13 protein-coding genes and 1 tRNA gene are annotated in these 11,951 nt (G+C 61.7%); 8 read left to right on the top strand and 6 right to left on the bottom strand.

What is annotated here, in order from left to right:
- Nucleotides 1-6: 6 nt before the first annotated feature.
- Nucleotides 7-927 carry an arginase gene (gene rocF, locus I3J13_RS11545; RefSeq protein ID WP_035264543.1) on the bottom strand — a complete coding sequence of 307 codons (921 nt, stop codon included), beginning with the start codon at nt 925-927 and terminating at the stop codon, nt 7-9.
- A gap of 129 nt (nt 928-1,056) precedes the next feature.
- Here rocF and I3J13_RS11540 point away from each other — a divergent pair, with 129 nt between their 5' ends.
- Entirely contained in the window at nt 1,057-1,494 is a 438-nt protein-coding gene (locus I3J13_RS11540) for an Lrp/AsnC family transcriptional regulator (RefSeq protein WP_196378880.1), read from the top strand.
- A gap of 123 nt (nt 1,495-1,617) precedes the next feature.
- Nucleotides 1,618-1,691 (top strand) — tRNA-Gln (locus I3J13_RS11535).
- Between the two features lie 75 nt (nt 1,692-1,766).
- On the opposite strand, the gene I3J13_RS11530 is transcribed toward I3J13_RS11535, so the two are convergent.
- Genes I3J13_RS11530 through bioB form a run of 5 tightly spaced genes read right to left on the bottom strand, consistent with a single transcriptional unit; the run spans nt 1,767 to nt 6,913 of the window.
- Nucleotides 1,767-2,753 carry a beta-ketoacyl-ACP synthase III gene (locus I3J13_RS11530; RefSeq protein WP_196378879.1) on the bottom strand — a complete coding sequence of 329 codons (987 nt, stop codon included), beginning with the start codon at nt 2,751-2,753 and terminating at the stop codon, nt 1,767-1,769.
- Nucleotides 2,754-2,809: 56 nt separating this feature from the next.
- On the bottom strand, nt 2,810-4,105 hold the full coding sequence (locus I3J13_RS11525) for an adenosylmethionine--8-amino-7-oxononanoate transaminase (protein WP_196378878.1): 1,296 nt from the start codon (nt 4,103-4,105) through the stop codon (nt 2,810-2,812).
- A complete protein-coding gene (gene bioD / locus I3J13_RS11520) occupies nt 4,102-4,740 on the bottom strand; it encodes a dethiobiotin synthase (protein WP_196378877.1) in 639 nt (212 codons plus the stop codon). Before bioD ends, I3J13_RS11525 begins: the two co-directional genes overlap by 4 nt.
- The gene (locus I3J13_RS11515) at nt 4,737-5,882 is read right to left on the bottom strand and encodes an aminotransferase class I/II-fold pyridoxal phosphate-dependent enzyme (protein WP_196378970.1); all 1,146 of its coding nucleotides are present in this window, start codon (nt 5,880-5,882) and stop codon (nt 4,737-4,739) included. Before I3J13_RS11515 ends, bioD begins: the two co-directional genes overlap by 4 nt.
- On the bottom strand, nt 5,879-6,913 hold the full coding sequence (gene bioB / locus I3J13_RS11510; RefSeq protein WP_196378876.1) for a biotin synthase BioB: 1,035 nt from the start codon (nt 6,911-6,913) through the stop codon (nt 5,879-5,881). The genes I3J13_RS11515 and bioB overlap by 4 nt, the downstream gene beginning before the upstream one ends.
- A gap of 234 nt (nt 6,914-7,147) precedes the next feature.
- Between bioB and I3J13_RS11505 the strand changes: the two genes are divergently transcribed.
- The 6 genes from I3J13_RS11505 to I3J13_RS11480 all read left to right on the top strand — a co-directional run bounded on the left by I3J13_RS11505 (nt 7,148) and on the right by I3J13_RS11480 (nt 11,937).
- Entirely contained in the window at nt 7,148-7,594 is a 447-nt protein-coding gene (locus I3J13_RS11505) for an acetyltransferase (RefSeq protein ID WP_196378875.1), read from the top strand.
- 99 nt (nt 7,595-7,693) lie between these two features.
- Nucleotides 7,694-8,593, top strand: coding sequence for a helix-turn-helix domain-containing protein (locus I3J13_RS11500; RefSeq protein ID WP_196378874.1), 900 nt, complete (start codon nt 7,694-7,696; stop codon nt 8,591-8,593).
- An 85-nt stretch (nt 8,594-8,678) separates the two neighbouring features.
- Nucleotides 8,679-9,599: a hypothetical protein gene (locus I3J13_RS11495; protein WP_196378873.1), complete on the top strand. Its 921-nt coding sequence runs from the start codon at nt 8,679-8,681 to the stop codon at nt 9,597-9,599.
- Between the two features lie 134 nt (nt 9,600-9,733).
- A complete protein-coding gene (locus I3J13_RS11490; protein ID WP_196378969.1) occupies nt 9,734-10,144 on the top strand; it encodes a hypothetical protein in 411 nt (136 codons plus the stop codon).
- 87 nt (nt 10,145-10,231) lie between these two features.
- On the top strand, nt 10,232-10,462 hold the full coding sequence (locus I3J13_RS11485; RefSeq protein ID WP_080853909.1) for a hypothetical protein: 231 nt from the start codon (nt 10,232-10,234) through the stop codon (nt 10,460-10,462).
- Nucleotides 10,459-11,937 carry a TolC family protein gene (locus I3J13_RS11480; RefSeq protein ID WP_196378872.1) on the top strand — a complete coding sequence of 493 codons (1,479 nt, stop codon included), beginning with the start codon at nt 10,459-10,461 and terminating at the stop codon, nt 11,935-11,937. Before I3J13_RS11485 ends, I3J13_RS11480 begins: the two co-directional genes overlap by 4 nt.
- Nucleotides 11,938-11,951 lie beyond the last annotated feature (14 nt).

Here is an 11,951-nt window from a genome sequence, read left to right as displayed (position 1 = left end):
CCCCTTTCAGCCGGCCCGTGTCGGGCGGTCCATAACCCGCTTGCCCATCAGGCTGGCGGCGAGATCCACCATCAGCGTCGCGGTTCTGCCGCGCTCGTCGAGAAACGGGTTGAGCTCCACCAGATCGAGACTGCAGACCAGCCCGCTATCATGCAGCATTTCCATGACCAGATGCGCCTCGCGGAACGTCGCGCCGCCCGGAACCGTGGTGCCGACGGCCGGCGCGATGGACGGTTCGAGAAAATCGACATCGAGGCTGACGTGCAAAAGCCCGTTTGCCGCCTGAACCCGCGCCAGAAACGCCCGCAGCAGAACGGCGACGCCATGCTCGTCGATTGAGCGCATGTCGTGAACGGTGATGCCACTCTTTTCCAGTGCGGCCCTTTCGGCCGGATCCACACTGCGGATGCCGATCATGCCGATATTGTCTTCTGGAACCGCATGGGAAAGCGGCGGGAAATAACCGGCAAATCCCTCTCGACCACTGAAATAGGCGACCGGCGTGCCGTGCAGATTGCCGCTGCGCGTCGTCTCAAGCGTATGGTAATCGGTATGGGCATCGAGCCAGAGCACGAAAAACGGCCGGCCGGTCTCAGCCACCCGGCGCGCCATGCCGGCGACCGTCCCCGCGGAAATCGCATGGTCGCCGCCGAGAAAGATCGGCACGGCATCCGCGCTTTCACGATAGGCAGCCTCCGTCAGCGCCTCGGTCCAGGCCACGGTTTCAGACAGATGATGCACGGCGGGATTGGGATGGTTAAATTCGCGGAAGGTCGCCGGCGTCACATTGCCGGTATCGACAACGCGATGCCCCAGTTCTTCAAGGGCATGAGCAAGCCCCGCGACGCGATAGGCGCTCGGCCCCATTTCGCATCCCAATTGCCCGGCCCCGATCTGCAGCGGCGCACCGATCAACCTGATTTCCATTCCCGTCCTCGCTTTCCTGCCAACAATCCCAGTTCACCACAGTGATCTGGCGAAATGAACATCAAATATTGGCAATATTATCGAAATAAGCTATCGATCTGATAAAATTGATTTATCGAATTGGTCATCATGGATAATCTCGACGAACGGCTCATCACCCTTTTGCGACACAATGGCAGGCGCAGCATTTCCGATCTCGCAATCGAGACGGAAACCTCGCGCGCCACGGTGCGCTCGCGCATCGAAAGAATGGAGAATAACGGCACCATCATCGGTTACACCGTCATCCTGCGCGCTGATGCGGTGGAGGCCGCGATCCGCGGAATCATGATGATCGAGATTGAAGGCCATGTGACGGACCGCGTCATCCGCACCCTTGGCGGTTTTCCGGAAATCTCCGAAATCCACAGCACCAATGGCCGCTGGGACCTGATCGTGGAACTCAACGCCGCCACGCTCAGCGAATTCGACGCGGTACTGCGCCGCATCCGCCTGGTGCCGGGCATCACCGGCAGCGAGACCAGCCTTTTGCTCTCCACCCCGCGCTCCACCCGGGCACGGCTCTGAACCGGGGAGCAAAACGCAAAACAGGGATAAAACGCATTTTTCGATTTTTTCGACTTGCGCCCCGGAATAAATCATCTATATGACGACCCACCAAAGCGAACGCGCCACGCGCTTTAAAGCTTTTGGGGAATAGTTCAATGGTAGAACAGCGGACTCTGACTCCGTCGATCTTGGTTCGAATCCAGGTTCCCCAGCCAAATTTCTCCAAATAAAATCAGCTTCTTGAGTTTTGAATATCGCATGGCATCGCGACATCCCGTGCCCGGCATCGTTCACCCGCGATAAACCACCGCTCCACCCGTCATACCAGCACCGGCGGCCGTCAGAAGCAGGATTTCGCCTTCCGCGAGAGGCCTTTCGGCATTGGTGACGGAGAGCGAAAGCGGAATGGTTGCGGCGGAGGAATTGCCGAAGCTTTCTATGGTGCGAACCGTCTTTTGCCTGTCAATGCCGAGATTACCACAGACGGCGTCGAACATGCGGGCATTGGCCTGATGGGGCACGAAACGGTCGATATCGGTTGCTGTCATTCCGGCTTGATGCAGCACCCGCTGCGAGGTCGCGGTCATCAGCGCCACGGCACGGGAGAAGACTTCGCGGCCGTCACGCATCGTCATCAGCACCTCCTCAGTGGGTGTATCGGCAGAGAAGGGCTGGCTGCTGCCTCCCGCCGCTATCTGGATCAGATCGTAACCGTCGCCATCCGCAACGAGATCGGCCGACAAAAGCCCACGCTGCGCCTCGCGGCAAGGCTTGAGTACGACGGCGCCGGCGGCATCGGCGAACAGGACCGCGCTTGCCCTTTCCGCCGGATTGATACGGCGACTCAATATATTGGCGGCAACGATGAGGACGGCGCGGCCGTGGGTGCGGACAAAGCCATCCGCAAGGGTAAGCGCATAAAGAAAGCCAGAACAGGCCCCGGCGAGATCGATCGCGCCGGATCGGGCAAGGCCCAGCCTGTGGGCGAGCAGGGGCGCCGAGGGCGGCAAGAGGTGATCCGGCGTGGAAGTCGCAAGCAGCGTCAGAGCGATGTCGTCGGAGCCGATTTCGGCGTCTTCCAGCGCCATGCGGCCGGCGCTCGTGGCAAGGCCGCTCAGAGTGTCGCCCTCTTGCGCCCAATAACGCGTGCGGATGCCGGTGCGCCGCTCGATCCAGCCGGCTTCCAGCCCAAGACTGGTCTCTATCTCGGCATTGTCGACGCATCGTGACGGCACGGCATGGCCAAAACCGGCCATGTGGGAAGAACGGGTCTGCATTGTCAGGACTTTCGGAAACGGTTCTGGAACAGGCTGAACATGGCCACACCCCGCTTTCACGCGATGCCGCGCGCGAGCGATTTTAGCGAAGCGGTTTCGATGATGATTCCGGCCACCTCATCAATGGCGTCAAAGGCGCTGGCCAGATCTTCCGCCGTCGAACAATAGGGCGGCATCAGGTAAAGCACATTGCCGAGCGGGCGGATGACGAACCCGCGCTCGCGGAACAATTGCCGCATGCGCGGCCCCGCCTCGGCGAGATACCCGCCGGCGGGCACCACGAGATCGAGGGCCGCGATGGTCCCCATCTGCCGGATACCGGTGAAACGCCGGTCATTCGCAAATCGCCGGAGCTTGTCACGCAGCACCTGTTCCAATTGCCCGATGCGTTGAAGCACGGGTTCATCCCGCCAGACCTGAAGATTGGCGACGGCCGCGGCGCAGGCAATCGGATTGGCGGTATAGGAACTGGAATGGAAAAAGGTCTTGCGGCGATCCGTCGAAAAATGCGCGTCGAAAATCTCCGCGCTGCACAGCGCTGCCGCCAGCGGCAGGGAGCCGCCGGTCAGGCCCTTGGAGGTGCAGAGAATATCCGGTGAAATGCCGGCCTGTTCGCAGGCGAACATGGTTCCGGTTCTGCCCCAGCCCGTCATCACTTCGTCTGCAATAAAGAGGCAGCCATGGCGTTCGGCGATCTGTTTCAGCCCGGCCAGAACATCCGCGCCGTAAATTCTCATGCCGCCCGCCCCAAGCACCAGCGGCTCGACCAACAGGGCGGCGATGCGGCCTGAACGGCAGAAGTCTTCGAACATATCCAGCGTGTGCTGTTCGCTGCCCGCTTCCGGAAAAGCCAGCCGGTCGACGCCGAAGAGCAGCGGTTCGTAAGCGGCATTGAAGACACCCCGCTCACCGGTCGACATGGTGCCGATGGTATCGCCGTGATAGCCGTGCTCCATCACCACGATACGGTCGCGCTTTTCTCCGCGATTGTGGAAATATCCCAGCGCCATTTTCAGCGCCACCTCAACCGCCGTCGAGCCGCTATCGGAATAAAACACATGGCTTAGCCCGGCTGGCGCAAGCTCGATCAGCCCGCGCGCCAGCGTTTCGGCGGGTTCATGGGAGAACTCGGCGAAAATGACCTGATCGAAGGCCTCTGTCGCGGCGCGGATGGCCGCCATGATCGCCGGATGCCGGTGCCCGTGGGTGATGACCCACCAGGAGGAAATGGCGTCAAACAGGCGATTGCCGTCCTCATCGACGAGAAATGCGCCTTCCGCTGATACGACGCGTTTCATCGGCGGTTCCAGCCCATGCTGGGTGAAGGGATGCCAGACAGGGGAACGGCTCATGCCGGCGCCTCCAGAAAATCAGCAAGATTGAAGTGTCGGGCAAATGCCCGATGCAGCGCCTCTGATGTCATCTCCGGCAGGCGCGGCAGACGGCCGAGCGAACGAACGGCGCCGATATTGGCGATGACGCGCTCATTTTCCCGGTTCTCATCGCCAATGAAGACCACGCCCTGCACCGGAATGGCGCGGTGCCGCAACGCCTCGAGCGAGAGCAGCGTGTGGTTGATGGTGCCGAGAGACGTCCTTGCGCACAGCACAAGCGGAATTTGCCAGCGGGCGAAGATATCGGCGAAGAGCACCGTGTCCGTCAGCGGCACCAGAAGCCCACCCGCCCCCTCGATCACCAGCGGTCCATCCGTTTGCGGCGGCAGCAGCAGCGTGGGCTCGATCGTTACATTTTCGAGGCGGGCGGACAGATGCGGCGAAGCCGGCATTCTCAGGCGATAGGCCTCCGGTAGAATACGCGCGCGCGGCACGCCACCCAGCCGCTCCACCGTCTCGCCGTCTGTTTCTTCCTCCAACCCGGATTGCACGGGTTTCCAGTAACAAGCCTGCAGGGCATGGGTCAGCGCTGCGGAGAAAACCGTCTTGCCGATACCCGTATCGGTGCCGGAGATGACAAAACGAGGGCTCATCTCCGCTCCTCCGCCAAGGAAAGGGTAAGCAATCCGATCATATCGGCGATCTGGCTCTCATCCACATTGAGCGTGATGGCGATGCGCAGGCGCGCCGTGCCTTCCGGCACCGTCGGCGGGCGAATCGCGCGTACATCGAAACCGCCCTCCCGCAGATGCGCGGCGATACGAAGCGAGCGGGCATTGTCACCGATCATCACCGGCAGGATCTGCGAACCGCTGGGCTCAACGCCGAGCCGGGAGCGAAGCTCCTCGCCGGCAAAGTTTACCAGCTCCGCCAGCCGCAGGCGTCGCCATGGTTCATCGGCGACAATGCGCAGGGCCTCCCGCACCGCCGCCGCCATCAGCGGCGAAGGCGCAGTCGAATAGATGAAACCACGGGCGCGGTTGACGAGGTAATCGGCGAGCACCGCCGGCAGGCTCAAAAGCGCGCCGGAAAGACCGAGCGCCTTGCCGCAGGTGTGCAATGCCACCACATTGCCCCGGCCTTCCAGCTCCGCGGCAAACCCGCGCCCGCCGGGGCCGAAAACACCGGTGGCATGGGCTTCATCGACGACAAGGAAGCCTCCGTGTTGCCCGGCAAGATCAGCCAGGGCCGAAAGGGGCGCACGGTCGCCATCCATGGAATAAAGGCTTTCGACGGCGATCCACGGACGGCCCCGGCCACCCTCTTGCCGCCAGCGGATTATTTCCCGTTCGAATGCCTCGACCTGATTATGCGGCACCGCTATCGCCTTCGCCTTGCCGGCCGCAATACCGTCATGGACGCTGGCATGGATCAGGGTATCGTGAAGAACGAGGTCTTCCCGCAGCGGCAATGTGGAGAACAGCGCGACATTGGCCGCAAAACCGCTGCCGAAATAGATCGCTTTTTCCGCACCGAAAAGCGCCGCCGCTTCCGCTTCCAGCGCCTCATGTTCCCGGTGGTTGCCGCGCAGCAGCCGCGAGCCGCCGGCCCCCACCGGCACACCCCTTCCGATAGCGTCAGCAAATGCCGCCTTCAGCCGGGGTGAATCGGCAAGGCCAAGATAGTCATTGGAGGTGAAATCGATCCCCTGTTGAGGAGCGAGCGCGCGCAGCCGCGATTTGCGCTCCAGGCCGGCAAGCCTCGCCTCATAGGGGGAGAGCGCCGCGAGGTTCACCGGCACCCTCCCGCCTCCGCAGGCTGCAGTTCCGTGGACTGCAGTTCCATCGGCTTCAGGCCCAGACGACGGAAAAGCGCCGTATCGTGGTCCTCACCCGGATTATCCGCCGTCAGCAGGGTTTCGCCGATGAAGATGGAGTTGGCGCCGGCCAGGAAACAGAGCGCCTGCGTCTCATCGCTCATCTCCGTGCGCCCGGCCGAAAGCCGCACATGCGAACGCGGCATGAGGATGCGCGCCAGCGCGATGGTGCGGACGAAATCGATCGGATCGACGGGATCGGCCTTGGCAAGCTTCGAGCCGGGGATCGGGATCAGCATGTTGATCGGCACGCTTTCCGGCGGCACCGGCAGGTTGGCGAGCGTCACCAGCATCGAGATCCGGTCTTCCACCGTTTCCCCCATGCCAAGAATGCCGCCGGCGCAGACCTTGATGCCGGCATCGCGGACATTGGCGAGCGTTTCCAGCCGGTCCTCGAAGGTACGGGTGGTGATGATCTGCGAATAGAACCGCTCGGAAGTGTCGACGTTGTGGTTGTAGTAGTCGAGACCGGCATCGGCCAGCCGCTCGGATTGCTCCGGCGTCAGCATGCCGAGCGTCATGCAGGTTTCCATGCCGAGCGCCTTCACGCCCTCAACCATGGCCACAACGGCCTCCATGTCGCGCTCCTTGGGATTGCGCCAGGCAGCACCCATGCAATAACGCGTCGCGCCGCCCTCCTTCGCCTTGCGCGCTTCAGTCAGCACCCGCTCCACTTCCATGAGTTTGGAGGCCTTGAGGCCGGTGGGGTTGCGGGCGGACTGGCTGCAATAACCGCAATCCTCCGGGCAGCCGCCGGTCTTGATGGATAAAAGCCGGCTCATCTGGATGGCATTGGGATCGAAATGACAGCGATGCACCTGCTGGGCGCGGAACAGGAGATCGTTAAAAGGTAAATTATAGATAATTTTGGCTTCTTCGAGCGACAAGCCGTTGCTGAAACCCGCAATCGGAGCTGGATTTCTGTCGATTTGCGTGACGATCTGGTCCATCTGTCGATCTTTCCCTCAAAATAAATAGATAGAAGTTCTTTTTATCTATTTTTTTCGAACTGCTTTTTGCAAGCACTTTTTTCGGGAAAATTTTGTCGGCAGGAGAGATGGCGGCATATGCGGGGATCGGAAGCCCCGGCTTTCAACGCTGAAATTCATTGAATACGCACGTGCTCACGGAAAAGATCGGACCGGCCCATGGCGTGAAAAGTCCGCACTTGCTAAGGGTGAGGCATGATCACACTTCGTCCCTCCGAGAGCCGCGACGCTTCCCGCATCCTCGACATATGGAGCAAAGCAGTCGACGCCACCCACGGGTTCCTTCTGCCGGCGGATCGCGTCGCAATCGGGCAGGAAGTCGAAGCTTTTCTGCCGCAGGCGCCGCTCACGCTGGCGGTCGATGTTTCTGACCGCCCCCTCGGTTTCATGTTTCTGCATGAAGGGCATATGGAGGCGCTTTTCATCGATCCGGACCATCATGGCCAGGGCATCGGCAAGGTTCTGGTCCAGCGGGCGCTTGCGCTCCACCCCGCATTGACCACGGACGTCAACGAACAGAACGCCGGGGCCATAGGGTTTTATCGCCGGCTGGGATTCGAACCGACGGGACGCTCCGATCTCGACGGACAGGGGCGACCCTATCCGCTCGTTCATCTTCGATTTCGCGCAACGGAAAAATAGGCCGCCAGGATCGTCGGGGAGGATCAAGCCACGAACACCATAGTCCGCTTCGCAACCGACGATTTTCTGCCCGAACACCGCTTCGACCAATGGCGCGAAGTGCGCGGCAAAAGCCTGTTTGGTGTGACGATCGAGCTTGCGCGGGACCTTCGCCACAGCTTCACGGGTTCGTTTCAGGCGCGCGCCGTCGCCGGCGCCGTGGTGACCGAGATGCGCGCTTCCTCTTACCGGGTGAACCGCACCGAAGCCGATATTGCCCGCATTGCCGGCGACAGCCTCTGCATCGGCCTGCAGGTCAGGGGCTCCGGCTTTCTGCATGCCGGCAAAAATCAGGTTCACGCGGTCGGCGGCGGCGATATCACCATCAACTATTCCGACTTGCCCTATGACGCGATACCGGGAAACGAGGCGGATTTTCACTACAGGATGCTGAAGATCCCCGTGGACTACGAGGTCATGCTCGGTCAGGCCACCGATGATCTGTTTGCGACGCGTTATGCGGAAAACAACAGTTTCTCCCTGCCCTTCCGGGCCCTTTTTAACGCGCTGAACGCCGACCCCGGCAGGCTCATCGATCCCACCCGCGATGTCACCCATATCGCCCGGCTTGCCATGACGGCGCGCGGGCGGCTTTCGCCCGCCATGCCGGAGGTGCGCGCCGCGCTCAGGACCGGGCTCTGTTATGCGGCACAGGACATCATGATACGGAAAAAATCCCGGCAGAACCTCACCCCAGCCGCCGTCGCAAGGGAACTGGGCATTTCGCTTCGGCAATTGCATGTGGTTTTCGAGGGTGCCGAACTGTCGTTTTCCCGCACGCTCTCCTCCATGCGGATCGAGGAGGCGAGGCGGTTGCTGCTGGCATTCCCCGCCCTGCCGGTCACGCAGATCGCCTATGGCTGCGGCTTCGACAGCCTCGCTACTTTCTACAGGGTATTCGCCGGCACCTATGGCATGACGCCCGGCGACGCCCGCGCTGCGGATATGCCGCCGGCTTAAAATTTCACCTCTGCGCGCAATGAGAAGACGCGCCATTTCAGCTCCTGTAAGGCCGATTGGATCATCCCATCCCGGAGCGCGGCCCATGACCAATTTTTTCGATTTTGCGATTTCCCGGTTGCCGACCGCGACAGCCGATTGCCGCAGGCCAGCGCCCGGCGAAATAGAGGCGATGCTGCAAAAAGAACCCTTCGCGGCGGCGCTGCGTCTGCTGGCGGGAAGTTTCATCGCCCTCTACGAAGGTTCGCCCGAGATGACCGCGCTTTTTGCAACGCGCCAGAGCCGGCTTCTGTGTCACGCGCTTCTGGCGCTCTATTTTCAGAAATGCGGTGCCTGTGAAACAGGTGGGGGAGAACCCGCCCTGACGCGGGAAGATTTCGGCCATCTGGCGCTTCGGCATGGACTCGCCAGCCATAGTGTCGCTTATGCCTTCTTCAAAGAGGCGCTGAAACGCGGAATGACGCGCCCGGCAGACCGGTCCAGCAATGGGGTCGTGCCTTCAGCCCCCGCGCTGGCGATGCTCGCCCAATGGTACGACGTGCATTTTCAGGCGCTGGATCTGCTCGATGAGGGCTTCAGGGCATCACGTTTCATCAAGCGGTCGGAGGCCATGCTTCCCCATATCCACCCCCGCGTATCGCAGGCGTTTCTGTCGCATCCGGAGGTGCGCTGCCCCGGCCCGCTTTCCATCATCTTCAACTGGTTCGATGCGGGCGGACTGCTGATGGACCGCCTTATCGCCGGCATTGACTGGGAACGGCCGACCGAACAGGGCAGGCGCCTGACCGATGTGGAAACCGTGACGCAACTGGCGACATCCCTCTCCCTGTCGCGTATCCACATCGGCCGCAAGCTAGCGGCGGCCGAACTGATCGGCGGCATCGGCTGGAGCGGACGACGCGGCCGTTCCGCACTCTGGATTTCGCAGGGTTTTTACGAGGAATATGCCCGCATGCAGGCCCGCAAGCTCCTTATTCTCGATGAAGCCTTCATCGACTTCGTGTGAGGTGCGGGCAGGCTGCAGGCCCTGCCGTTGCGCGTGCCGGCGTCGCTCCGCATGAATGCGACATAACGGCTTTCGTCGATGGTTATGAGGGATATCCATTGACAAATCACAGGACTACAGCTTTTCTACGCAACATGCGTGAGATGTTGCGAACATCGAAATTGCTGGCCCTGTTGTTTAGACTGGTGATGATATTGTCACTGGCTGGCTATAGTGTTTCCACCGTCAATGCCGCAATGCATCCTGCCGAAGCCGGTGGAATGCAGCACGATCAGTCCGCCATGATGGATCACGGCGCGACGATGAACCATGGCGCCTCAGCCATGATGTCCGACAGCCATGATCACAACGATATGGCCGAACAGGACGGCGGCGTCAAAAAGCCCGTCAAGCCGCAATGCTGCGGCGATTTCTGTCTCGGCATGGCGGTTCTGATCGGCCACGACACCATTGGCAGGCCCGTCGTCAACAGCATCCGTTCCTTCCTCGACGACAGCAAGGCGCTGGGCCAGACCCCGCTCCTTCACCGCCCCCCGAATATCTGAACAGGCAAAGCCCGCCTTTGGGCAATGACCGTGCGTGAGCGGCTTTAGCGCCGTCGCGCCGTTGCATCTCCTGTTCGGAAAATACCCATGAACCCAATTTACATTGTGGTTGCGGCGCCCCTGCTTCTGGGCGGCTGCACAGCCACATCCCTGATGAACGACGCCGCCTCCTATGACGACGCGGCAAACCCTTCGCTCGGCGCGGCCCCCATCCGCTATCAGACCCCGGTCGCAGGTTACACGCACCGCGCGCCGGTGGACCCGAAGCCCTGGCGAAACCAGAACGATGCGCAGGCTCCGAAAGGAGACGCATCATGACGATACTTACCTTCAAACTCGGAGCGAAACTCGCGACCGCCCTTTGCCTGCCGTTTCTTCTCGGCGGCTGTGTTACGGCCGCCCAATATGCGTCGCGTGACGCCGGTTTCACCAATGTTTCGGCCAGGACATCCGAGGCGACCGGCAAGCAGGCGGTCTGGGTGCAGAACCGGACCGAGGCGCAGGCAACGCAGGCCCGCGTCAAATCGCTGATGGCCGCCGGCAAAAGTCTCGATGTCGAGACGGCGGTGCAGGTTGCGCTCCTGAACAACAAGGGCCTTCAGGCAGCCTATGCCGATCTCGGCGAATCCGCCGCCACCGCATGGCAATCGACCATGCTGGTCAATCCGCGGGTCGGCATCGGGCTGACGGGGATCGGCACCCCGGGGCTCAGGGCCTATCAGGCGATCGAGGGTGTCGTCGTCACCAATATTCTGGCGCTGGCCACCCTCAAGAAAAATGTCGAGATCGCCGATACCGGCTTCCGCAAGGCGCAGCTTGGCGCCGCGCTGAAGACGCTGCAACTGGCGGCCGATACCCGCCGCGCCTGGATTACCGCGGTGGCGGCATGGGAAAATGTCGGCCAGCTGGCGCAGGCGCAGACCGCGGCGGATGCCGCCTCGGAACTTGCCGTGAAACTTGGCGAGGCGGGTTCGCTCAACAAGGAGGGCCAGGCCCGCGAGCAAGTCTTTTACGCCGAGTTGACGGGCCAGATCGCCAGGGCGCGGCTTGAGGCCCGTCTTGCCAAGGAGGAACTGACCCGGCTGATGGGGCTGTGGGGAGCGGATATCGAATACACCATTCCCAACCGCCTGCCCCCGCTTCCGAAGGCTCTCACCAAACGGGACATGATCGAGGCCGAGGCGCTGCAGCGCCGCGTGGATCTGCAGATGGCAAAGCTCGATCTGGAGGCGACCGCCCGGTCGTTCAAGCTCACCGAAGCCACCCGATACGTGACCGATCTCGAAATCCGTTCCGGCTTCGAGACCGAGCGCGAGCTGGAAGACGGCGAAATCCACAAGCAGACCACCGGCAATGCCGAGCTGGAATTCGTCATTCCGATCTTCGATTCCGGTCAGGCGCGCATGCGGGAATCCGAACTCGCCTATATGCGCGCGGCGAACCTGCTGGCGGAAAAGGCGGTCAATGTCCGCTCGGAAGCCCGCTCCGCCTATCAGGCCTATCGCTCGAACTATGACATCGCCCGGCATTACCGCAACAGCGTGGTGCCGCTGCGCACCAAGATCGAGGAGCAGTCGTTGCTGACCTATAACGGCATGATCACCAACACCTTCGAGCTTCTGGCCGACAGCCGGGAAAAGGTCAATTCAAGCCTGCTCGCCATCAACGCGAAACGTGACTTCTGGCTCGCCGAGGCCAGCCTCGCTCCCGCCATTTACGGCGGCGGCACGGGTGCTGCGGCGGGCGCGGAGACCGAGGTTGCCGCCGCTGGCGGCGGCGGTGGCGGACACTGAGAAAGGAAACGACC

It is taken from the genome of Agrobacterium leguminum, assembly GCF_015704895.1.
GTDB lineage: Bacteria > Pseudomonadota > Alphaproteobacteria > Rhizobiales > Rhizobiaceae > Agrobacterium > Agrobacterium leguminum.
Note: the sequence above shows the minus strand (reverse complement) of the source record. Positions and strands in the feature narration are given on the sequence as shown.